This window comes from Streptosporangium album (assembly GCF_014203795.1).
Taxonomy (GTDB): Bacteria; Actinomycetota; Actinomycetes; order Streptosporangiales; family Streptosporangiaceae; genus Streptosporangium; species Streptosporangium album.
In genome coordinates this window covers 3,354,698-3,376,838 of record NZ_JACHJU010000001.1, presented here as the reverse complement: position 1 = coordinate 3,376,838, position 22,141 = coordinate 3,354,698, and the positions used below count along the sequence as shown (strand labels likewise).

22 protein-coding genes and 2 pseudogenes are annotated in these 22,141 nt (G+C 69.1%); 11 read left to right on the top strand and 13 right to left on the bottom strand.

The window, feature by feature from the left end:
* Nucleotides 1–260: 260 nt before the first annotated feature.
* A pseudogene (locus tag FHR32_RS47675) lies at nt 261–478 on the bottom strand (Tn3 family transposase); the annotation flags it as partial.
* A 363-nt stretch (nt 479–841) separates the two neighbouring features.
* On the opposite strand from FHR32_RS47675, the gene FHR32_RS16155 reads away from it, so the two are divergent.
* On the top strand, nt 842–1,381 hold the full coding sequence (locus tag FHR32_RS16155; protein WP_184755064.1) for a Tn3 family transposase: 540 nt from the start codon (nt 842–844) through the stop codon (nt 1,379–1,381).
* Nucleotides 1,382–1,520: 139 nt separating this feature from the next.
* Here FHR32_RS16155 and FHR32_RS16150 read toward each other — a convergent pair whose 3' ends face one another.
* Both FHR32_RS16150 and FHR32_RS16145 read right to left on the bottom strand, forming a co-directional pair.
* Nucleotides 1,521–2,699 carry a GDSL-type esterase/lipase family protein gene (locus FHR32_RS16150; protein ID WP_184755063.1) on the bottom strand — a complete coding sequence of 393 codons (1,179 nt, stop codon included), beginning with the start codon at nt 2,697–2,699 and terminating at the stop codon, nt 1,521–1,523.
* Nucleotides 2,700–2,791: 92 nt separating this feature from the next.
* Nucleotides 2,792–3,361 (bottom strand): TetR/AcrR family transcriptional regulator, encoded by a 570-nt coding sequence (locus FHR32_RS16145; protein WP_184755062.1) that lies wholly within the window; start codon nt 3,359–3,361, stop codon nt 2,792–2,794.
* Nucleotides 3,362–3,432: 71 nt separating this feature from the next.
* Here FHR32_RS16145 and FHR32_RS16140 point away from each other — a divergent pair, with 71 nt between their 5' ends.
* Entirely contained in the window at nt 3,433–3,924 is a 492-nt protein-coding gene (locus tag FHR32_RS16140; RefSeq protein WP_184755061.1) for an FBP domain-containing protein, read from the top strand.
* A gap of 435 nt (nt 3,925–4,359) precedes the next feature.
* Here FHR32_RS16140 and FHR32_RS16135 read toward each other — a convergent pair whose 3' ends face one another.
* From FHR32_RS16135 to FHR32_RS16125, 3 genes are read right to left on the bottom strand one after another with little or no spacing between them, the layout of a single operon-like run.
* Nucleotides 4,360–5,493 (bottom strand): ABC transporter permease, encoded by a 1,134-nt coding sequence (locus FHR32_RS16135; RefSeq protein WP_312882389.1) that lies wholly within the window; start codon nt 5,491–5,493, stop codon nt 4,360–4,362.
* Nucleotides 5,379–5,858, bottom strand: coding sequence for an ABC transporter ATP-binding protein (locus FHR32_RS16130; protein WP_184755060.1), 480 nt, complete (start codon nt 5,856–5,858; stop codon nt 5,379–5,381). The genes FHR32_RS16135 and FHR32_RS16130 overlap by 115 nt, the downstream gene beginning before the upstream one ends.
* Nucleotides 5,855–6,310, bottom strand: a complete 456-nt coding sequence (locus tag FHR32_RS16125) for a permuted SH3 domain-containing protein (RefSeq protein WP_184755059.1) — start codon at nt 6,308–6,310, stop codon at nt 5,855–5,857. Before FHR32_RS16125 ends, FHR32_RS16130 begins: the two co-directional genes overlap by 4 nt.
* A gap of 44 nt (nt 6,311–6,354) precedes the next feature.
* Here FHR32_RS16125 and FHR32_RS16120 point away from each other — a divergent pair.
* The 5 genes and pseudogenes from FHR32_RS16120 to FHR32_RS42970 all read left to right on the top strand — a co-directional run.
* Nucleotides 6,355–6,672 (top strand): annotated as a pseudogene (locus tag FHR32_RS16120) (winged helix-turn-helix domain-containing protein); the annotation flags it as partial.
* 477 nt (nt 6,673–7,149) lie between these two features.
* Nucleotides 7,150–7,686: a sensor histidine kinase gene (locus tag FHR32_RS16115; RefSeq protein ID WP_184755057.1), complete on the top strand. Its 537-nt coding sequence runs from the start codon at nt 7,150–7,152 to the stop codon at nt 7,684–7,686.
* A gap of 431 nt (nt 7,687–8,117) precedes the next feature.
* Nucleotides 8,118–9,314: a sensor histidine kinase gene (locus FHR32_RS16110; protein ID WP_184755056.1), complete on the top strand. Its 1,197-nt coding sequence runs from the start codon at nt 8,118–8,120 to the stop codon at nt 9,312–9,314.
* On the top strand, nt 9,311–9,916 hold the full coding sequence (locus FHR32_RS16105; RefSeq protein ID WP_184755055.1) for a response regulator transcription factor: 606 nt from the start codon (nt 9,311–9,313) through the stop codon (nt 9,914–9,916). Before FHR32_RS16110 ends, FHR32_RS16105 begins: the two co-directional genes overlap by 4 nt.
* 406 nt (nt 9,917–10,322) lie before the next feature.
* Complete coding sequence (locus FHR32_RS42970; protein ID WP_221465426.1) at nt 10,323–10,676, top strand: Tn3 family transposase; 354 nt, start codon at nt 10,323–10,325, stop codon at nt 10,674–10,676.
* Nucleotides 10,677–10,679: 3 nt separating this feature from the next.
* Here FHR32_RS42970 and FHR32_RS16095 read toward each other — a convergent pair whose 3' ends face one another.
* The 6 genes from FHR32_RS16095 to FHR32_RS16070 form a co-directional block, all read right to left on the bottom strand.
* Nucleotides 10,680–11,321, bottom strand: a complete 642-nt coding sequence (locus tag FHR32_RS16095; protein ID WP_184755054.1) for a bifunctional DNA primase/polymerase — start codon at nt 11,319–11,321, stop codon at nt 10,680–10,682.
* Between the two features lie 190 nt (nt 11,322–11,511).
* Nucleotides 11,512–12,498, bottom strand: coding sequence for a porphobilinogen synthase (hemB, locus tag FHR32_RS16090; protein WP_184755053.1), 987 nt, complete (start codon nt 12,496–12,498; stop codon nt 11,512–11,514).
* Between the two features lie 122 nt (nt 12,499–12,620).
* Nucleotides 12,621–14,201, bottom strand: a complete 1,581-nt coding sequence (locus FHR32_RS16085; RefSeq protein ID WP_184755052.1) for a bifunctional uroporphyrinogen-III C-methyltransferase/uroporphyrinogen-III synthase — start codon at nt 14,199–14,201, stop codon at nt 12,621–12,623.
* Entirely contained in the window at nt 14,198–15,118 is a 921-nt protein-coding gene (gene hemC / locus FHR32_RS16080) for a hydroxymethylbilane synthase (protein WP_184755051.1), read from the bottom strand. Before hemC ends, FHR32_RS16085 begins: the two co-directional genes overlap by 4 nt.
* Nucleotides 15,115–16,434 carry a glutamyl-tRNA reductase gene (locus FHR32_RS16075; RefSeq protein WP_184755050.1) on the bottom strand — a complete coding sequence of 440 codons (1,320 nt, stop codon included), beginning with the start codon at nt 16,432–16,434 and terminating at the stop codon, nt 15,115–15,117. Before FHR32_RS16075 ends, hemC begins: the two co-directional genes overlap by 4 nt.
* Before the next feature lie 94 nt (nt 16,435–16,528).
* Entirely contained in the window at nt 16,529–17,236 is a 708-nt protein-coding gene (locus tag FHR32_RS16070) for a redox-sensing transcriptional repressor Rex (RefSeq protein ID WP_184755049.1), read from the bottom strand.
* 263 nt (nt 17,237–17,499) lie between these two features.
* Between FHR32_RS16070 and FHR32_RS16065 the strand changes: the two genes are divergently transcribed.
* A complete protein-coding gene (locus FHR32_RS16065) occupies nt 17,500–17,748 on the top strand; it encodes a glutaredoxin family protein (protein ID WP_184755048.1) in 249 nt (82 codons plus the stop codon).
* Here FHR32_RS16065 and FHR32_RS16060 read toward each other — a convergent pair.
* Nucleotides 17,738–19,528, bottom strand: coding sequence for an antibiotic biosynthesis monooxygenase (locus tag FHR32_RS16060; protein ID WP_184755047.1), 1,791 nt, complete (start codon nt 19,526–19,528; stop codon nt 17,738–17,740). The two genes, FHR32_RS16065 and FHR32_RS16060, sit on opposite strands and share 11 nt — an antisense overlap.
* A 250-nt stretch (nt 19,529–19,778) precedes the next feature.
* Here FHR32_RS16060 and FHR32_RS16055 point away from each other — a divergent pair, with 250 nt between their 5' ends.
* The 3 genes from FHR32_RS16055 (at nt 19,779) to FHR32_RS16045 (ending at nt 22,117) form a co-directional block, all read left to right on the top strand.
* Complete coding sequence (locus FHR32_RS16055; RefSeq protein WP_312882387.1) at nt 19,779–20,375, top strand: sigma-70 family RNA polymerase sigma factor; 597 nt, start codon at nt 19,779–19,781, stop codon at nt 20,373–20,375.
* A 107-nt stretch (nt 20,376–20,482) separates the two neighbouring features.
* Complete coding sequence (locus FHR32_RS16050) at nt 20,483–21,163, top strand: DUF5667 domain-containing protein (RefSeq protein WP_184755045.1); 681 nt, start codon at nt 20,483–20,485, stop codon at nt 21,161–21,163.
* An 87-nt stretch (nt 21,164–21,250) separates the two neighbouring features.
* On the top strand, nt 21,251–22,117 hold the full coding sequence (locus FHR32_RS16045) for an HAD family hydrolase (RefSeq protein ID WP_184755044.1): 867 nt from the start codon (nt 21,251–21,253) through the stop codon (nt 22,115–22,117).
* Nucleotides 22,118–22,141: the final 24 nt, after the last annotated feature.

The following is a 22,141-nucleotide window of genomic DNA, read 5'->3' as shown; positions in this document are numbered from 1 at the left end:
GACCGCGATCTGACTGACTCGACTACGCCCAGGGCAACCTGTACGCAGGCCGCCAGTCCGCTCAAATCGGGCCTCCCCGCAGTTGTGGTATTACCGACACCGGCCGGGCCTCTGAAGATGAGCAGGAACGTGTGTGCGTGCCGCTCCTGACCCACGCCCACGCCTGCCTCCTGTGATCACCTCTGCTGCGGACATCATCTCTTATTGATCAGGACGACTCATCTCGCCAGCCAGCGCCTCGATGAAGATCGTCCTGATGGTGCGGCCGAGGTGCTCGTCACCTGGCTGTAGATGCACACCGACCGGCGCTCGACGTGCCAGTACACCATGATCCCGGCCCGTGATAGCTCTGACGCCACTCGGTCATGAAGTTCGCCGACCAGGACCCGAACTTGCGCGAATCGGACGCACACGACGTCCCCTTGATCCCGACGTTGGTCCCCAGCCCGTACAGGCACAGCAACAGCCGCCGCCGCAGCAGCACCGCCGGATCGGTGACGGTGGGGACCGTCTCAGTGCGCTCGTAGAAGACCGCCTCGGAGTCGGCGTAGCGGTCCAGCAGCTTGAGCGCGTCCATCACCGGCTGGAAGGCGGTGTTGTTGCACCGGAAGGCCAGCGCGCGCGGCAGCTTGGGCAGGCCGCGCCGGTAGCGGCGGGAATAGGGGCCGCGCAGCCTGGTCCGCACCCGGGTGTTAAACGCCTTCTTGTTCGCCTTGGCCTCGGCCACGATGTCGGCCAGCGTGGCCGTACCCACCACCGGGTAGATCGCCTTGCGGACGAGCTCCTCCGGCAGATCCAGCGTCCCGATTCCGCCACCTGATGCGGGTGGCCGTCTCCGTCCGTGAGGGGGCGATCTCCTCATCCACGCTGCTCAAGGCTGCGGTCGGGGTCGCGGAAGAACGCCACCTACACCGCCTTCCGCGAGGTCGGCCGGGTCATCCGTACCGTGCAGCTGTTGCGCTACCTCTCGGACGCGCCGCTGCGCCGGCGGGTGACCGCGGCGACGAACAAGGTGGAGTCGTTCAACCGGTTCTGCCGGTGGATCGGGTTCGGCAACCGCGGGGGCGTCGCCGACAACGACCCCATCGAGCAGGAGAAGGCGATGAAGTTCAACGCGCTGCTCACGAACGCGGTCATCTTCCACAATGCCCTGGACATCGCGGAGATCGTCCGGCAGCTGCTGGAGGAGAGCCGGGAGATCGCACCGGAGGAACCGGCTCACGTCTCGCCGTACCCGACCGAGCGCATCAACCGGTTCGGCGAGTACTCCACGCACGAACTCGGCATCCAGCCCGAGGCGTACGACCCGGAGCTGGACGCCGGCTTCACCCCGCTCCGTGAGCAGGACCTGCCCACCGCCGGCTTCGGCCAGGCCGCCTGACCCGGCTGCGGCCGGGTCGGCATCATGACGGCCATAGACGATACGCGCGAGCCGGCGTGAGGGGTGCATCGCGGGCGTGAACTCCTCCAGCATCAGCACGGTCGCGTCGCGATCGCGGTCTGCGTGACCGCGATTCTGGTCAGCCGGTTTTGGTGGCGAAGGGGCCGCCATCGCCGAACGCGTGCCGCGTGAAGTTCTCGCCGATGCGGCGGTGTCCTGCGGGGTCAGGGTGGACCTCGTCGGGTAGCGGGAGTTCGGCGTAGTCCGTCTCGCCGTAAAGGTCACGGCCGTCGAGGTGGTGCAGGTTCGGGTCGTCAGCCGCCCGCTGGTTGACGACCCGGGCGAGTTCGTCGCGGATGACGTTGAGCGTCAGGCGCCCGGCGGCGCGTTCGGCTGGATCGCCCGTGGCCTTGAACCGCAAGGTCCCGCCGTCGAAGTCTGGCGCGAGGGGGCCGGGGGTGTCCTCCTGGACCGGGCACAGGATGGGGGACACGACCAGCAGCGGTGTGGTCGGATGCCCCTCGCGGATGGTGTCGAGGAAGCCGTGGACCGCAGGGGTGAAGGCGCGCAGGCGCATCGCGTCGGTGTTGACGATATTGATGCCGATCTTGAGGCTGATCAGGTCCGCGGGGGTGTCCCGCATCGCACGGGCGGTGAACGGGTCGAGCAGCGCGCTGCCGCCGAACCCCAGGTTGACCAGCTCCACGCCGCCCTGGGCTGCGGCCAGGGCCGGCCAGATGGCGGTCGGGTGGGCGGCGTTCGAGCCGTGGCTGATGGAACTGCCGTGGTGTAGCCACACCTTGCGCCCGCTGTCCGGCGCCGGCTCGACCGGCGCGTCGGTGCGCAGGGCGATCAGCTCGGTGATCTCCGTATGCGGAAGCCAGATCTCGACGTCCTTGTCATCCGCCGGTAGATCGGTGAACCGGGCGGTGCCGGCAGGCCCTTCGCGCAGTTCGGCGGACTGGGTGACCATGTCGATAATCGTGCGGACGTTACCGCCGGTCACTGTGGCCTGGGCAGCGAGACGGCCATCGACCAGCAGGTCGTATACACCGTCCGCCGGGGCCGGGAAACCTCGGTAGACCCGCTTGGTGGGCAGCGTGTCCAGTTCGATGGTGGTGGCCCGGGTGCGGAAGGCCAACCGCACGCCGGAGGGCTGGGCCTCGGCTATGGCCAGTTGGTCGTCAGGGATCTGCCGGCGGGCCCGGGCGGGCAGCCGATGCGGCAGCAGGCCGTGCGCCGTACGTTCCACGTCGAGGAAACCACGCAGGATGTCCGTGGTGACGGGTGTGGTGATCCAGTCGTGTTCAGTGTTCATTGCCTCAGCCTGTTGATCTAGATTTCCGTACTGTTCTGATGCGCCGGTGCGCGGCGCGGCGGACCGCCTACGGCGGTGCGGCCCCCTGCTGGTCAAGGTGTGGTCCAGTTCCGCAGCAGGGAGTCGAGGGAATCCACGATCCAGGACCAGGATTCCTGCGAGTCGACGTCGGTGTGGTCGAAGCCTCCGGCCATCTCCAGGCTGACGTAGCCGTGGAAGACGCTGCCCAGCATCCGGACCGCGTGCGTCTGGTCCGGCTCCGTCAGGTCGTAGCCGCGCAGGATCGCCCGCGTCATCTGTGCGTGCCTGACGCCTGCGCTGGCGGCCGCCGTCTCGGGGTCGAGCCTGAGCTGGGCGGCGGCGTAGCGGCCGGGGTGCTCCCGTGCGTAGTCGCGGTAGACGTTCGCGAAGGCTGCCAGGGCGTCCTTCCCGGCGCGGCCGGCCAGCGCGGCGGCGACCCGGTCGGCGAGTTCCTCCAGAGCGAACAGGGCGATCCTGGTCTTGAGGTCCTGGGAGCTCTTCAGGTGCGAGTACAGACTCGCGACCTTGACGTCGAACCGCCGGGCGAGCGCCGAGACGGTCACCTGGTCGAAGCCGACCTCGTCGGCCAGTTCTGCCCCCGCCCGGGTCAGACGCTCCGTGGTCAGCCCTACTCGAACCATAACTCTCCTCCCATCTAGCGACAGTCATTATGCATTTGCCTAAAGCCTTTAGGCAAATTAGCCTACCACTCATGAATCCGCTGACCGAGCAAGAGATCCGCACCGCGTTCGTGAACTGCACCAAGGGCGAGGCGAAGCGCCTGTCCGTCCCTCGCGACCTGGCCGAGCGGCCCTGGGACGACCTGGACTTCCTCGGCTGGCGTGACCCCCAGGCCCCCGACCGTGCCTACCTCGCCACCGAGTTGGACGGCCGCCTGGTGGCACTCGCGCTGCGCCGCCCCAGTGTCACCTCCTGGCAGACGCGGCGCAGTATGTGCTCGCTATGCATGACCACCCACACCGGGGGCGTCTCGCTGATGGTCGCCGCGAAGGCGGGCAAGGCCGGGCAGCAGGGCAACTCCGTGGGCGCCTACATATGCAGCGACCTCGCCTGCCCGCTGTACGTGCGAGGCAAGAAGGATGCGGGCATCGGTGCGCGGCTCCACGAGTCGCTCACCCTGGAGGAGAAGATCCAGCGGACCGTCGCGAACCTCGCCACGCTCATCGCCAAGGTCACCACATGAAGCATCCAGCCGGGCACATCACACCTGCCCGTTCTGGATGTGACGCGGCACCATTCTCATAAACGAGTAGTTCTGAGAGACCGCGGCCCCCACCGGACCGCGTCCGGTTTGCCCCTGATCTTTGTTCTCACAACCTCTAGATCACTTTGAAGACACGGCCTAGGCCGATTTGACTACTCAAGGCGTGGTCTGTGGTCGGATCCAGCCCGGGCATCGATCACTCGTGCAGCGTCGGAAAGGCATCGCTCGGTCGAGCGGATCTTCCGGGTCGGGCTCGCACCGTGCGTCAGCGTGCGGGTGCGAATCATGTGGGTGATCCCCGCGCGATGCGCGTATCCCGGCGAAACGGGTGCGCCATGTCTCCTGCCGCAATGACCGGTCGCTTCCTGTCCTGCCGTCGCACCCCGCGGCGGCGGGACCCCGAGTCACCGCGCCTCAGCCGTTCAGTGCGATCGTCGGTGGGATCCGCGCCGCACGCGCAGCCGGGTAAAGTCCGGCCACGGCGCCGATCATGAGCGTCGCGACCAATCCCGCGGCCAGGGCGAGGGGAGGCACGACGACGGGCCAGCCGTTGAGCGGAGCGATCACGGTGGTGACGGCGGAGCCGAGCACCGCGCCCATGATGCCGCCGAATGCGGAGAGGACGAGCGCCTCGGCGAGGAATTGGACGCGGATGTGCGAGCGAGTCGCGCCGAGGGCGCGCCGCAGCCCCACCTCGCGCCGGCGTTCGATGACCGAGATGATCATCGTGTTGGCAACGCCGATCCCGCCGACGAGGAGGGCGATCCCGCCGAGTCCGACGAGCAGTCCGGTGAAGGCCTGATCGATCGCGGCCTTCGCCGCGAGAGCATCCGATGGCCGGGAGACGCTGGTGTCGCTCGGGGACTGCGGCTGGACGGTGGCGGGCAGCAGCGAGCGCACCTGGTCGAACACGTTCTCCGCCGCCCGCGCGTAGACGGTCGAGGGGTTGCCCTGCCAGCCGAACAACGTGGCCGCGGCCGGACCGCCGACCAGGGCGGTGGTGTCCAGCTCGGGCGCCAGCGGCGAGGCGGCCAGGATGCCGACGACGGTGAAGGACCGGCCGCCCAGCCATACCTGGGCACCCGGTTCCACCACGCCCAGCCGTTCGGCGGCGGTGGCGCCGAGGACGACGGTGGGGAACGTCGCTGTGGCGGGGTTCAGCCACGCTCCGGCTTTCAGCTTGCTGCGGGTGACCTCGAGCAGGTCGAGGTCGATCGCGGCCACCTGGATGCCGCCGGTCGCCGAGGGATCGACCAGCTCGTTCCGGTACACGTGAAGCCTGGGGAGCGCCGCGATTCCGCTGGCCGCCTCCACCCCGTCGACGAACCTGACCTTGGCGATGGTCTCGGGGGACAGCTTGGTCTGCTCGCCGAAGAGATTCTTCTCCGGCTCGACGCGCAGGAGGTTGGTGCCGAGGCTGGCGAGCTGGTCGTTCACGCGCTGCTGACTCGACGCGGAGATGCCGACCACTGCGAGCATCGCCGCGATGCCGATGCCGATGGCGATGCCGAGCGCGGAGAGGATGGCGCGCAGCGGCCGGGCCCGCACGCCGGTGACCGCGCGGCGCGCGGGACGCCCGCGTAGAGCATTCCGTCCGCCACGATGTCGAGCGCCGGCGCCCCCTCTGCGAGGTGGAACTGCTGGAACACGAACCCGATGCGATACGACCGGAGTGCGGACAGTTCCGCGTCCGGCATCTGCTGCACATCCATCCCGGCGATCGTCGCCGAGCCGGCGGTCGGCCGGTCGAGGGTGCCGATGAGGTTCAGCAGGGTGGACTTCCCGGACCCGCTCGGGCCCACGACGGCCACAAGCTCGCCCTGATCGATGGTCAGGCTCACGCCCGCGCAGGCGAGGACCGCCGGCTGACCGTAACTGCGCTCGACGCCGTCGAGCCGGATGATCTCGGTCATAGCTTCGGGATCACCACCTTCTGCCCTGCCTCCAGTCCGTCACCGGAGATCTCGACCCGGTCGCCCGCGAAGAGTCCCGTCGTGACAGGGACGCGGCGGACCGAGCCTTTCGGGCCCACGACTTCGACGCCGAAGTGCTCGTCGTCCAGTGCGATCAGCGCGACGACCGGGATGGAGAGCACGTTCTTGCGGACCTCGGAAGGGAAGCTGACCGTCACGTTGGCCTGCTGCAGATCCCCGGCAGCAGCAGGGTCGTCAAGCGCCACCACGGCCGGGATGCTGACGCTCCCGTCGCTCTCCTGCTTGGGCGTGCCGACCGAGACGACCTTCCCCTTGGTCCGCGTCCCGTCCGGAAGCGTGATCTCCACCCGGCCGCGGACCTTCGCCAGCTGCTGATTCGCGAGGGGCAGCTTCACGTTCACCCGCTTCTGGCGGTTCGTGACCGACAGCACCGGCGCTCCACTGCCCACCGAGCCGCCGATCTTCGCCGTGACGGCTCGAGCGGCGCCCGGCGCAGGGCCGCCCGCCCGTGATCGAGAGCGCCGGAGTGCGACTCGACCCGTTCCGGCGGGAGGTGTCCCGAGACGGGCGGCTCGTGCGGTTGGCCCGCAAGGAGTTCGCGGTTCTCGACGTCCTGATGCGCGCCGACGGCGGGGTGGTCAGCGCCGAAACGCTCTTGGAGAAGGCCTGGGACGCCAATGCGGACCCCTTCACCAACTCGATCAGGGTGACGGTCTCGAATCTCCGCAAGCGACTGGGGTCCCCGCCGGTGATCCAGACGGTCCGCGGCAGCGGATACCGGTTCGGCGTATGAGCGCGGGGACGCGGCGGTTCACCCTCCGGGCGCGACTCGCCGTCGCCTACGCGGTGCTGCTCACGGTCACCGGCGCGCTCATGCTCGGGGTCGTGTACCTGTTCATGCGGTACGTGCCCTCCTACTCCTTCGCGCCGGTCATGAGCCTCCACAACCTCGAAGGGTCGGCCGCGCCACCGTCGGCGGCCCCTGATCCGGTCTCTACGGTCGTAGCGAACACCAGTCCGGCATTCGTAGCACCCGTGGTCAGCAGCACCAACGACGTCTCCGCGCTGCTCCTCGCGGTTTCGATCGGCGCCTTCGTCGTTCTCGCCGTGATCGGGGCCATCGCAGGATGGATCATCGCGGGCAGGATGCTGCCGCCTCCACGAACTGCGCACTCCGATCGCGACCACACAGACCCTGCTCGATGTCGCGCTCGCCGCTCCAGACCTCGACCTGCCCACTCTGCGGCTGACGGCGGAACGGGTTCGCGAGATGAACCGGCGCAACCGGGAGACCGTCGAGGCGCTCTTGGCCCTGGCCGACGCAGACGGCGGACAGCTCCGCCGAGAACTGGTCCGAGTGGACGAGCTCGTCCACGACGCCCTGCTCATGGAGCGGTCCGCATCGGATGGGCTCGGCCTCACCGTCGAGGTCGCGGCCACGCCGGCGCCTGTGCCCGGCGATCCGGCACTTCTCCGGCAGGCCGTCGCCAATCTGGTGCAGAACGCGGTGCGGCACAACGAACGCGACGGTCACCTCAGGATCATGGTGGAACCATCATCGGCTCACGTCGTCCTCCGCATCGAGAACACCGGTGCGTCTCTGTCCGAGGACGTCGTCGCAACGCTGACCGAGCCGTTCGTCCGCGGTCAAGGCCGCGTGGCGGGCTCAGGCAAGGGACACGGCCTGGGCCTGACCCTCGCACGGAGCGTGGCCGAGGCGCACCATGCCCGCCTCATCGTCCAGGCCCGTGACGGAGGCGGACTCGTCGTCGAGGTCCGTTTCCGGGCCGCGCCCGAGAACAGCTGACGGCCGGCGTGGAGCGCGGCTGCCGTGCCGACCGTCGGACCGCGCCCATTCTGACCATTCACCACCGCGCCCGTTCGGCAGGCTTGGTGGGGTCCGCTGCTCGGATCAGGTCATGTGGTGTGGCTGGCCGTGCGGTACCGCGCCCTGACGGAGACGAGAAGGACGGCTGCGGTGGCCCGTATGACACTTGTCATGCGTGAGTCGTGCGGAACGCCGACGAAGTCGTTACGGACGACACTGGGGAGCGAACCCGTGCGGCGGGAATGTGGAGACATGACTCACGATCGCCCCGATTCTCCAACAGGTTCCTCACGTCCTGCCGGTTCGATCATCATGCTCATCCCCTGTGTTCTGCGCACGCGCCGCACCGGGCCCGCGCCGACGCCTACAGACTCACCCTCGCTCGAGGCTTCAGCGGCACGATGAGAGGCATGGGCGAGTGGCCGGTGGTGAGCGCACGCCGGTTCGAGAGCTACGTGCGCTGGTCGACATACGCCGTCGTCTCCACCCCGATCTCCACTCTCCTCGGCGGCCTCGCCAGCGCCCAGCCGCTCACCACGGAGAACGTCGCCGTGGTGAGCGCTGTGGCCGTCGCCACGTTGGCACTGGTGTGTTGCGACATCGCGGTCAGCCGATGGAGCTTCAATACCCTCGAAGGACGCGGCAAGCGCCTCCCGATCGCTCTCCTCGTCACGTGGCTGCTCCTGCTCGCCGCCGTCCTAGCGGGGACCGTCGTCCTCCCGATACCGGCCATGCGGGTGGCGGCGGCCGCTGCGATCGCCTCTGCGGCCGCGAGCATCGTCCCCATCCTCAACGCCCGCCGCACGCTACTTCTCAACGTCGCGATCCTCCTGCTCGCCATGCCCCTCGTGGCCGTCTTACAGATCGCGTTGCTCGTGGTCTGCATGACGCTGGTCAGCGCCGTCCTGTGGATCTGCTGGTCCAGCGTGTGGATGCTGAGCGTCCTCCGCGAACTGCAGGACGCGCACGAGGACCGTGCCGCACTCAGCCTCGCAGAGGAACGCTTGCGCATCTCCCGCGACCTCCACGACGTGTTCGGCCGCACGCTCACCGCGATCGCCGTGAAGAGCGAGCTCGCCTCCGAGCTCATCCGCCGCGGCCGCGACGACCGCGCGGCCGCGGAACTGAGGGAGGTGCGACGGCTAGCCGACGAGGCGGGCACGGAGGTCCGCAGGGTCGTCCGAGGCGACCTCCAGACGACGTGGGAAGGCGAAGTCTCTGGCGCCCGCGCACTCCTGGGTTCGGCCGGCATCACCTGCACGGTCACCGGCGAAGCAGTACCAACGCCCTGCGCAGAGGCGCTTGCGTGGGTCGTCCGCGAAGGCATCACGAACGTCCTACGTCATTCCTCGGCGACACAGGTGACACTCACCACAACGATCGACGCCGGCGAGGTCCTCCTCACGATCGCGAACGACGGAGTCAGCGACAGCAGACCCGCCCAATCCACCACGGACGATTCCGCACCTTCGGCCCCAAACGCCGGCACAGGACTTCGGGCGATGTTCGGCCGAATCCGCGCAATCGGAGGGCGCGCCGAGACCCGACGGGACGGGAACTGGTTCCTGCTGGAAGCCGCCGTCCCCTTACCGAAAGAACGCGAATGATCCGCATCCTGATCGCCGACGACGAACACCTGATCCGCGAAGCGATCGCAGGTCTGCTCGAACTCGAGGACGACTTCGAAATCGTCGGCCAGGTCGCCTCAGGCGACGAAGCGCTGAAGACCGCGCTGCGCCTGCGCCCCGACGTGGCTCTGCTCGACCTGCAGATGCCTTCACCCGACGGTATCGAGGTCGCCCGGCAGCTCTCCAGCAGGCTGCCGGAGTGCCTCAGCATCATCGTGACCTCCCACGGCCGACCCGGGTACCTGAAATCCGCGCTCTCAGCAGGCGTTCGCGGGTTCCTGCCGAAAACAACCTCATCGCGCAATCTCGCACAAGTCGTCAGGAAGATCGCCGCGGGCGGGCGGCACGTGGATCCAGAACTCGCAGCCGAGGCGATCGGTGCGGGTGACTCGCCCTTGACTCCGCGCGAAGCCGACGTCCTCGCGCTCGCGCGCGACGGTGCGCCCGTGGATGAGATCGCGCAGCGGGTGTCCCTGTCACCGGGGACAGTGCGCAACTACCTTGCCACGGCCATCGCAAAGCTCGGCGCTTCGAACAGGCACGAGGCAGCGCGCATCGCCGCCGAGCACGGCTGGATCTGACGAACCGCTTGGCCTCGAAGATCGATCGCACACTCACGGTGGGGAAACTCGGCGTGAGTATGGCCCGTGAACACGACCACGGCGGTTCCATCGCTCACGCTCTCAGGGCATGGGCGCGCAACCCCTCTTGACCCTCAGACATTCATCTTCGACGAGGCTGGGATGCGCCTTCCGTCAACGAGGACGCGCAGGACCCAGGGGGGCATCGGGCCCCATGTAAACGGAGGGCTCCGGCGAGCGCATGCTGACCGGATTGTCGGACTGATAGCGGGTCCGGGCGGCGAACGCCACGCTGATCGACTACCAGGCGGCCGGGCTGGACGGGAAGGTGGTGGCCGGTACCCCGCGTGACTCACTGTACGTGCTGGACGTCCTCTAGGACCGCGACGGCGGAAAGCGTCCGGAGATGATCGTCACGGACACCGCCTCGTACTCCGGCATCGTGTTCGGGCTGCTCACCCTGGCCGGGTTCGCGTACGCGCCGCAGCCGGCGGACCTGCCTGACCAGAAGATGTGGCGCATCGACCGCACCGCCGACTACGGCGCCGGACCGGCCAAGCTGGAACTGCCCGGCGTGGGGGTCATGTGGGGCAAGACCGGTGGCCGGTACGGCTATCTCACCGGCATCGGCGGGGTCCGGAACGCGGCCGACACGGGCGAGCCGCCCCGCACGCTCGTCTACTCCTACAACTCGGTGGACGCCAAGTCCGAGGGCGAGAAGCCGAGGACACTCAAGATCATCATGGCCGCGTTCTCCTGACGGTCAGTCGCAGACGTCGGCGAGCAGATCGAGGACACGGAGCGGGTCGGGCAGCGGGCGGCCGTCCGGGGGGCGGAGCCAGGAGCCGGCCCGGCCGGACGGCAGGACCGAGGGCGGGGCGAGGACGTAGCTGTCACGGCAGTGCCAGCGCAGGCCGGGCATCTCATCGATGGCCGACGGGCCGACGTCGAGGGGGCAGGACCACCATTCGTCCTCGTCCTCGGCGACGTTACGGGTGGCCACATAGAACAGGACCCGGTCGCCGTTGGCGGCGACCGGGCCCGTCGCCGCTCCGGCGGCGTCCATGCTCGCGAGGGCGGTGAGCCCCGCGGCGGCCGGTACGTCGAAGACGTCGAAGACGCGGCCGGTGGGGAGGATCACATTCGCCTCGGGCTCGTGCTGCCACCAGCGGGTGAGCACCGCGGGGTCGGTGGTGGCCTGCATCTGCCAGGCCCGTGAGAGCGGGTGCGCACCCGGGTCGGGACAGCCCACACGGTCACAGGAACAGGCGCGGGAACCGCCCTGCAGCGGCCGGGCGCCGGGACAGCTCGCCCAGCCCAGGGCGGCGTACTCCAGCACGGAGCCGATCGTCTGCTTCGGGTGAGTGCGTCGTCTGCCACGACGAGTCAGCGGTACCCCCACCATTGTGTCCTCCGTCGTCTGCCCATCCCGGGTACCCCGGATGCGATGACGTATTCACATTCTGGTCAGCGAGAGAAGTCAGACAGCCAGGGTTCACGTCACCTGAGACACATCCGCACCGGTCTTCGCACTCTAACGCACCGACCGCTCAAGTAAGCGGCAAACCCCCAGTTCTCGGCATGTGCCGCTGGTCTCACTGGAGTTTTCCGGCCACCTCGGTCGCCCAGTAGGTGAGAATCATGTCGGCCCCGGCGCGGCGGATCGCGATCAGCGACTCCATGATCACCCTGTCCCTGTCGATCCAGCCGCGTCCCGCCGCGGCCTCGACCATGGCGTACTCGCCGCTGACCTGATAGGCGGCCACCGGCACGTCGACCGTGTCACGGACCTGGCGCAGGATGTCGAGGTAGGCCAGCGCGGGCTTGACCATCACGGCGTCGGCCCCCTCGTCGAGATCCAGCCGGACCTCGCGCAGCGCCTCGCCGACCGGTCCGGCCCCGTCCTGCTGGTAGGCGTTGCGGTCGCCGAACTGCGGCGCGCACTCGGCCGCCTCGCGGAACGGCCCGTAGAAGGCCGAGGCGTACTTCGCCGAGTAGGCGAGGATCGGGATCTGCTCGAAGCCGTCGCCGTCCAGCGCCGCGCGGATCGCGGCGACCTGACCGTCCATCATGCCGCTGGGCGCGATGACCTGTGACCCGGCCCGGGCCTGGGCCACCGCGGCGGCCGCGTAGCGCTCCAGGGTGGCATCGTTGTCGACCTCGCCGTCCGACGTCAGGATGCCACAGTGCCCGTGGTCGGTGAACTCGTCCAGGCAGGTGTCGGTCATCACGACCATCGTGTCACCCACGTCGGAGACCAGGTCGGCGACGGCCTGCTGGACGATCCCGTCCGGGGCGTCGGCCGCCGACCCGCGGGCGTCCTTCACCGCGGGGATGCCGAACAGGATCAGCCCGCCGACCCCGGCCTCGGCCGCCTCGTGGGCGGCCTTGCGCAACGAGTCACGGGTGTGCTGGAACACCCCGGGCATCGAGCCGATCGGGTGCGGCTCGTCGATGCCCTCCTTGACGAACATCGGCAGCACCAGCTCCGCCGGATGCAGCCTGGTGCCGGCGACCATCCGGCGCATCGTCGCCATACGGCGGAGCCTGCGTGGACGGGCGACAGGGAACTGCGCGGTCATGATCTCTCCCTCTCCCCGGCCATAGGGGATCGGAGACCGGGGGACCTCTTCGGATGTGCTCGCTGAGCTCGCGGGAACCATCGTGGACGCCTCGTTCGCCGGGCGTCCGCGACGGTTCCAGGTTACTTGGCGCGGCGCCGGGCTCCTCGCCGGGTCTGGGAGGGCCTGCGGGGGACGTCGCCGGCCACGAGCGCGGCCTGTCGCTGCCTCGCACCGTACTCCGCCAGCGCGACCGCGAGGGCCGAAGTCGACGGCTTGTCGGCCATCACGTCGACACGGAGCCCGAACTCCTCGGCCGTCTTGGCGGTCTGCGGGCCGATGACGGCGATGACCGTGACATTGTGAGGCTTGCCCGCGATGCCCACCAGGTTGCGCACGGTGCTCGACGAGGTGAACAGCACCGCGTCGAACCCGCCGCCTTTGATGGCCTCCCGGATCGGTGCGGGTGGCGGCGCCGCGCGGACCGTCCGGTAGGCCGTCACGTCGTCGCACTCCCAGCCGAGTTCGGTCAGCCCCGCGACCAGCGTCTCGGTCGCGATGTCGGCACGGGGCAGCAGCACCCGGTTGATCGGGTCGAGCATCGAGTCGTACGGGGGCCACTCGGCCAGCAGTCCCTCGGACGACTGCTCGTCCGAGGGCATCAGGTCAGGTTTGACACCGAACTGCACCAGCGCCCGCGCGGTGGCCTCGCCCACGGCGGCGACCTTGAGCCCGGCGAACGCACGGGCGTCCAGGCCGTACTCCTCGAACTTCTCACGCACGGCCTTGACCGCGTTCGCGCTGGTGAACGCCACCCACTCGTAGCGGCCGGTGACCAGGCCCTTGATCGCCCTGTCCATCTGCTGCGGGGTGCGCGGCGGCTCGACGGAGATCGTGGGAACCTCCTCGGGCACCGCTCCGTAGGAGCGCAACTGCTCGACCAGGCTGGCCGACTGCTCCTTGGTCCTGGGCACGAGCACCCGCCAGCCGAACAGCGGCTTGGTCTCGAACCACGACAGCCGGTCACGCATGCCGACGGCCTCACCGACCACGATCAGCGCGGGCTCGGTCATCCCGGCGTGTTTGAGGTCGGGCGCCATCCGGCCGAGCGTGGTCACCACGGTGTACTGCTCGGTGGTGGTTCCCGCGCTGCTGATCGCGACCGGCGTCGAGTCCGGACGGCCCGCGGCGATGAGCGCCTTGCCGATCGCGACGGCACAGGAGACGCCGTTGTAGATCACGAGGGTGCCGGCGCCCGCCGCGTGGGGGGCCCAGTCGTCCACCTGGGTCGCGTCCACGACCCGGAACTCCGGCACCGCCACCGCCGCGGGGATGCCCGCGTAGGTGAGAACCGCGGTCGCCGGGGGCACACCCGGCACGATCTCGAAGTCCACTTCCGCCTTGGCGCAGGCCGCGACCTCGTCGGTGATCGAGGAGAAGAACATCGGATCGCCGGCGCAGAGCCGCACGACGTCGCGCCCGCCCTTGGCCGCGGTGACAGCCCTCAGCGAGACGGTGTCCTCCTCGGCCGCTTCGACGACTTCGACGTCCTGCCGGCAGTGGCGCAGCAGCGCGCCGTACGTCTCCCGGTCGAGGACGACGACATCGGCCCTTGAGAGTAGTTCGGCGCCACGGAGCGTGAGCAGACCCTCGTCACCGGGGCCCGCGCCCACGAAGGCGACGGACCCGGCGGGGCGCTCGAAGGTGGTACTTCCGGAGCTCAATGTGCTTGCTCCCCTATCAACGTGCCTGCCCCTTCGGCGATCATCTCGGCCGCGAGGTCGCGGCCGAGATCCATGGGCGCCGAAAGGGACCCGGCGGTGGACTTGCGTACCGCCCGTCTGCCGTCGACGGCGACGACAGCGGCGGTCAGAATAAGATTTTGCCCGTCATCGGCCGAGTACGCACCGACCGGGGCCGCGCACCCCGCCTCCAGGGCGTTGAGCACCGCGCGCTCGGCGGTCACCGCGGCGCGTGTCCGGGCGTCGTCGAGCACGCTCAGGAACGCGATGAGGTCGTCCCTGTCGGCCCGGCACTCCACTGCCAGCGCGCCCTGGCCGGGGGCCGGAAGCATCTCCTCCACCTCGAAGGTCTGGGAGATCTCGGCCTCGCGACCCAGCCGTCCGAGTCCGGCCGCGGCCAGCACGACGCCCTGCAGCTCACCGGAGGTGACCTTGCCGATCCGGGTGTCCGCGTTGCCGCGGATGGGGACGTAGTCGAGGTCGGGACGGAGCATCCTGAGCTGGGCGATCCGGCGAGGGGATCCCGTGCCGACCTTCGCGCCGGCCGGAAGGTCGACCAGCTTCGCCGTGCTCACCAGCGCGTCCCTGGGATCGTCGCGCGCCGGGATCGCCGCGATGACCACGCGCGGATCCTGGACGGTGGGAAGGTCCTTGAGCGAGTGGACGGCGAAGTCGATCGCTCCCTCGATCAGCTTGTCACGCAGTGCGCTGACGAAGACGCCTGTCCCGCCGAGCTGGGTGAGGTTGGCCTTGGTCACGTCTCCGAAGGTGGTGACGCCGACGAGCTCGACGGCCCGGCCGGTCAGCTCGGTGAGCCGGTGGGCGACCAGCCCCGACTGCGTCGTCGCCATGAGGCTCCGCCGCGTGCCCAGCCTGAGCGGAGAGGAGACGCTGCTCATCTGCCCACCTCCTTGCCCGTGTCCATGTCGACCTTTTCGATACTTCCCACCGCACGGGGGACCTTCGGGTCCAAGTTGAACAGCTCGCGCAATGCTTCCGCATAATGATCGCCTGCCGGAGACTCAGCGAGCTGTTTGACACGCACGGTGGGCTCATGGAGCAGTTTGTCGACCACACGCCTGATTGTCTGCGTGACCTCGTCCCGAGCCCGTCCGTCGAGCTCCGGAAGCCGGGCGGTGAGCCGCCCGAGCTCCGCCTCGACCACGTCCGCCGCCTTGCTCCGCAACGCGACCACGGTCGGGGTCACCCGCGCGGCGCGTTCGGCCGACAGATAGGCCGCCACCTCCTCGGCGACGATCCCGCGCACGGCGGCGACCGCCTCGGCACGCCCGCCGTCGTCGGTTTCGGCGTCGATCCCGTCGTCCTGCATCGACTCCAGGTCGACGAGGGTGACGCCGGGCAACCGCCGTACGGCGGGGTCCACATCATGCGGCAGGGCGAGATCCAGCAGGAAGATCTCCCTGGCCGTCACCATGTCGGCCGTGACGACCACATCGGTGGCACCGGTGCACGAGATGACCAGGTCTGCCTCGGCCAGCTCACGTGCCAGGTCGCCGAACTCGGCGGCCCGGCCGCCCACCGTCTGGGCCAGCCGTACCGCGCGGTCATGGGTCCGGTTGACCACCACGATGTCGGTGACGCCCGCCCGCTGCAGAGTCGCGGCCGACAGGGCGCTCATCGAGCCCGCGCCGACCACCAGGGCCCGCTTGCCCTGGATCGGGCCGAGGACGCGCTCGGCGAGGGTGAGTCCCACGCCCACGAGGGAGGCTCCGGCCCGGTCGATGCCGGTCTCGGTGTGGGAGCGTTTGCCCACCCGCAGCGACTGCTGGACCAGCTCGTTGAGCGTCGGACCGAGAGTGCCCTGCTCCTGGGCGAGCTTGAGCGCGGAGCGGACCTGGCCGAGGATCTGTCCCTCGCCCAGGACCATCGAGTCGAGTCCCGAACCGACCGAGAACAGGTGCTCGACGGCCCGGTCCTCGTAGTGCACGTAGAGGTGGTTCGAGAGCTGTTCCAGAGGGACGCCCGAGTGGATGCTGAGCCGTTCGGAGACGGCGGTCACCGCCGCGTGGAAGCGGTCCACCTCGGCGTAGACCTCGACCCGGTTGCAGGTCGAGACGGCCATGACCTCGGCGACGCAGTCGTCCTGCTGAACGTCGTGGAGCAATTTGACCAGCGCGTCACCGGAGAGGGAGACCCGCTCCAGCAGGGCCACCGGGGCCGTGCGGTGGCTGAGGCCGACAACGAGAACGCTCATCGGCCCCCCTCTGCTGCTCTCCACTGACGTGAAAAGGCCCGATCCTCCGCGCCCTTGCGGAAATCGCGGCGCCCTCGGGCTCGCTCGTGCTCGCTCACAGGTCCACCGCCTCGGGCCACTCCTCGGCCATCGCGGGCCCCCCAGTCATTCGATCCGTTTTGCGCTGCTCATGGAACGCAAGGATCTGCAATTCAATCGATAGGTCGACTTTACGGATATCGACGCCTTCTGGCACCGTGAGTACGACGGGGGCGAAGTTCAGGATGCTGGTGACCCCTACGGCGATGACCCGGTCGGCCACCTGCTGGGCCGCCGCCGCCGGCGTCGCGAGCACCACGATCGACACTCCCCGCCGCTTTATCACGGCTTCCAGTCCGTCGATGTGCTCCACATTCAATCCCGCGATATGGTCGCCCACCACTTCGGGGTCGGCATCGAGAAGAGCGGCGACCCGGAATCCGCGGGAGACGAAGCCGCCGTAGTTGGCCAGTGCACGACCGAGGTTACCCACTCCCACGATGGCAACGGCCCAGTCCTGGGTCAGACCCAGCTCACGGGAGATCTGGTAGATGAGGTATTCGACGTCGTAGCCGACCCCGCGGGTGCCGTAGGAACCCAGGTGGGAGAGGTCTTTGCGGAGCTTGGCCGAGTTGACCCCGGCGGCTACCGCCAGATCCTCCGAGCTCACGGTGGCCAAGCTCCGCTCGGCCATGCCGTTCAGCGCGCGCAGATAGAGCGGCAGCCGGGCGACGGTCGCCTCGGGGATGCCACGTTCACGAGCTTGGGACAGACGGCGAATCACGTGCCGAAGCTCCAGGGGGACAGGCGGCCGGCGCGGCCCGGACGCGACGGATGACGAGGTGAGACCACGGTCTTCCAGGTTAGTACCTTTGTGAACCGGTGCACAAAGTGGGGCCGACGGGAGTGGCGGTCCCCGCCCGGCCTGCGGAGGGGCCGCTCCTCTGTCATGAGGAGCGTAACTCGTCCGGATCTCAATGGATTTCTCCCCGACAGTGGAGAGGGAGATCACCTGTGCATGCTCGTGACTCGGCTACCGTGACGGGCATGGCACCGCAGGACCACCACATCACACTGCTCGGCAAGCCCGGCTGTCACCTGTGCGACGACGCACGGAAGGTGATCGACCGGGTCGCCACGGAGCTGGGCGTCCCCTGGGACGAGCGCGACATCACCGTCTCAGAGGATGACCAGGCCGCATACGGGGAGATGATCCCGGTCACCCTCATCGACGGGGTCCAGCACGACTTCTGGCGCGTCGACGAGAACCGTCTCCGCTCCGCACTCAGATCCTGAAGGCCATCGGGAGCGGCACCACCTTTGCGGCGTTCACGTTGAGCTCGATCACGTTGGTGGCGAGCACCAGGGTCTGCCGCTCGGCGACGAAGCGCTCCACGTGCGGCTGGCGCTGGTGGTCGGTGTAGGCGACCTCATCGCGATAGAGCTCGTAGACGATGCGCTGGAGCGGGGCCGACTTCACCGAGTGGCACACGTAGACCAGTGTGTCGGGCTCGGAGCGCCGGACCGCCTCGACCGTCTCCTCGGCCAGCCGGTCGAACGCCTCTCCGGTGCCGTCGATCAGGGTGAAGACCGTCAACAGGCCGAAGATGCTCGGTGACGGGCGGGAGGATCCGCCCTGCTCCGCCGCACCCGGATACAGGGAACCGGTCGCGGGAGGGCCGCCGAACCCCCGGTCGGGAGCCTGACCGTAATCGGAGGGACCACCGAGACCCCGGTCCGGAGACTGCCCGTATCCCGGAGCGCCGCCGTGTCCTTGCCCGGAGGGCCCCTGCGCGTGACCGGGCGATCTGCCGGCCCCGTGAGCTGCGGTCTGGCCGTATCCGGCCGGACTACCGAACGCCTGGTCGGCGGGCATGGGCTGGAGGCTGCCGCCCTGCCCACCGTAGGCCGCGTCGGGCAGGGCGAACTCTCCGGTGCTGGGACCGGCGGGACCGGTGGGCCTGCCGTACCCCCCTGTACCGGGAGCGGCGGCCCTGCCGTACTCGTTGACCGGGACGTCGTATTCGCCGGTCGGCTGGTTGCCTGACCGCATGCCGAACTGGCCGGTAGCGGGGGGTTGCCGGGTGTATTCGTTACCGCCGGCGGGCTGGTCGGGGGACGGCATGCCGTACTCGCCCGCCATGAAGGTGCCGGTGGCGGGACCGCCGAACGGGTCTCCCTGGGGGGCGGGCTGCTGCTGCATGCGCGCCGCGTAGTCGACGTCCCGCTCGCCCGCCCGATATTCGGCCACCAGATCGCCGAGGCCCGAACGGCGCGGAGACTCCTCGGGCAGGACGCGACGGCCTGCGACCTGCACGTCCCGGGGGGGTTCGGCGGCCGCGCGACGGCCCACGGGCTTCCGCTCGTCCTCCCAGTCGTCCTCCTCCTCCTCCTCGTCCTCGTCCTCGTAGGGCGCGAGCGGGCGGAGCACGACGTACCAGACCGCGGCGGCGGTCACGCAGAGAAGCAGCGCGGCGAACATCCCCGGGACCGTGAAGCTCATGGCTCCGAGCAGGGCCAGACCGGTCGGGCCGAGCGCCAGGAGAGCGTGCATGTTGTCGGCGTCGTAGTCGTCGCCACCGCGCCAGCGCATGACCGCGAAGGCGATGCCGCCCAGCAGGATGAGGGCGACGGTCGCGTGAGCCGCCCAGAGCACGTAGGACGGCACCAGCCCCCAGTAGTCGCCGGCGCGGGGGAGGGCCTTGGTGAACGACGTGTCCTGGAGCGGGTCGACCATCATGATCACTGCGGCGACGACGGTGAGCGCGATGCCCAGGAGCCAGGAGGCGAACCTGGCGCCGGGTTTGTGCGCCACGAGCTGGACGACCCCGACGGCCAGCCATAAGGGGGCCAGCAACGAGCCGGTCAACTGGTAAATCCGGAAAGTGACTGACCCAAAACCGATTAAATAGCCGGTGGCGACTACTGCGAGTGACAGGCAGAGCGCCGCCGTCGTAATACTCCAGGCGATCAGCCACCCCTTGGGCTCATCGCGGAGCCGGCGGACGAGGGCGACGGTGGCTATGGCTGCGAGCAACGCTCCGGCAAACGCGATGACAGCGACGAGGACTTCCATGGTGCCTCCAATGCTGCCGGACATTACCCCTCAACCGGTAGCCGGACTGGTGGGCGGCCTCTCGACCGGGTAGAAACGACCGGCCTCATACGGTATCGATTGATTACCCCTAGTCACGACGTTACGAAGTAGATTGTGGAATTTCAGGTTCATTTCTAGAGTGATCGAGCACGCTGCACCCCCTCCCCCGCAGGGATACCGGATGCCAGACACGTGGCCATTCGCCGGGCCTCTCTCCCCCGCTTCAGGGGTGGCCCAGCCTGTCCGCAGAAACGAGCTCGCCACACGCGAGGACGCCTCGGAGGATCTCCGGAGGCTCGTCCTCCGCGCCAAGACCGGAGACACGGACGCATTCGGCACGCTCTATGATCGCTATCTCGACCTCGTCTACCGCTACGTCTACTTCCGGGTCGGTTCCCATCCGCTGGCCGAGGACCTCACGAGTGAGACCTTCCTCCGCGCGCTCCGCCGGATCGCCGACTTCACCTGGCAGGGCCGTGATTTCGGAGCCTGGCTCGTGACCATTGCCAGGAACCTGATCGCCGATCACTTCAAATCCGGTAGGTACCGCCTTGAAGTCTCGACGGCCGAGGTGATCGACACGCCGCTCGACGGCGTGAACATCCCGGAGAACGCCGTCGTCACAGCGATGGTCAACGACCGGGTTCTCAGCGCCGTCCGGGATCTCGGCGCCGAGCAGCAGGAGTGCGTGGTCCTGCGCTTCCTGCACGGCATGTCCCTGGCGGAGACCGCGCTCATCATGGGCAAGAAGAGCGGAGCGATCAAGGCGCTGCAGTTCCGGGCGATCCGGGCCCTCGCCCGCGCCCTCCCTGCGGACCTCAGCTGAGCCCGACCGGCATGCCGACGACGACCTGGCGCGTAACCCGGCGCGCAGGGCCGTCGTTAGGCAGGTGACACCGATGGATCATGATCTGGGGGCGGCAGGGAGCGTTCATGGGTAAGTGGCTGCCCGGAATCTCACGGAGATCGCAGGCGCGCATCCAGAATCGCGTGTCGATGCTCGGCATCCGGATGGGAGGCGGCCCCCGTCCGGAGTTCCGAGCCGGGCTCCGTGAGCGCCTCATGGACGCGTCCGAGCATGAGGATTCTCCCGCCGAACAGGCCGAACAGGCCGCCCGGGCTCGACCGAGATCCCGCCCTGGCCTGTGGCCCCAGTTCCTGAGCCTGATCCTGGCTGCCGCGATGGTCATGGCGGGGCTGGCGACCTACCGGTCGGCGCCCGGGGACACGCTCTACCCGCTCAAGCGCGCCGCCGAGAGCACGCTGTTCCACCTGAGCACCGACGACGCCGAACGCGCGGACCGCTCCTTCAACTACGCGGAGACCCGCGCCCACGAGGTCGAGGAGCTCCTCGGCGCCACCCGGCGCGAGAATCGACTGATCAAGGAGACCCTCCAGGCCATGGAGGACACCACCCGCTCCGCGGTCACCTCTCTCACCCGGGTGAGACGCCGCGACGCGAAAAGTGACGCGAAGAGCGCCGGCGAACTCAAGCGCTTCGTCCAGAAGCAGCGCCACCAGATCGAGGGGATGCTCCCGAAGATGGACGTGGAGGAGCGACGCCGGGCCCACGACTACCTCAATTACATCGACGGCCTGGCCCCGCCCGGGTAGAAGCCGCCCGCCGCTTCCGGGACATCATCGCCCGCCAGCGCGATGTAACCCGATTTCATCCGCCTGCGCCGGTTAAGCTGAGGTGCTATGAGGCGGCTGATACGACGGCGGAACGACGCGGAGATAGCCGGAGACGTGGCGGCCGCGGCGGCCGTCGCGATGCCGATGGCCGATCCCGACCCGGCCGCGGCCGCCTTCTTCGACGTCGACAACACCATGATGCGCGGAGCCTCGATCTACCACTTCGCCCGGGGCCTGGCCTCGCGTGGTCTGTTCACCACCAAGGACCTGGTCAGGTTCGCGCTCGGCCAGGCGGTGTTCCGGGTCCGCGGCGACGAGAACCCCGAGCACATCGCCCAGGCCAGGGAGACCGCGCTGGCGTTCGTGGCGGGCAGCAGGGTGGAGGACATCGTCCGTCTCGGCGAGGAGATCTTCGACGAGGCCATGGCCGACCGGATCTGGCCCGGCACCCGCGCCCTCGCCCAGAGCCACCTGGACGCCGGGCAACGGGTCTGGCTGGTCACCGCGACCCCCGTGGAGCTCGCCCGCGTGATCGCCCAGCGCCTCGGCCTGACCGGCGCGCTCGGCACCGTCTCCGAGACCGTGGACGGCGTCTACACCGGCCGCCTGGTCGGCGACCTGCTCCACGGCCCCGCCAAGGCGGAGGCGGTCCGGGCGCTGGCCCGCAGGGAGGGCCTCGATCTTTCCCGCTGCGCCGCCTACAGCGACTCGGCCAACGACCTGCCGCTGCTCTCCCTGGTCGGCCACGCCGTCGCCATCAACCCCGATGCCGAGCTGCGCGACCACGCCCGGGAGAGCAAGTGGGACATCAAGGATTTCCGCACCGGCCGTAAGGCCACCATGATCGCGCTTCCCATCGCCGCGGGCGCCGGTGCCGTCGCCGGCGGTGTGGCGGCCGCCGTCGCCCTCCGGCGCCTCTACCGCTCCAGGTAGCCGCCCAGGGAGGAGGACCGCCGG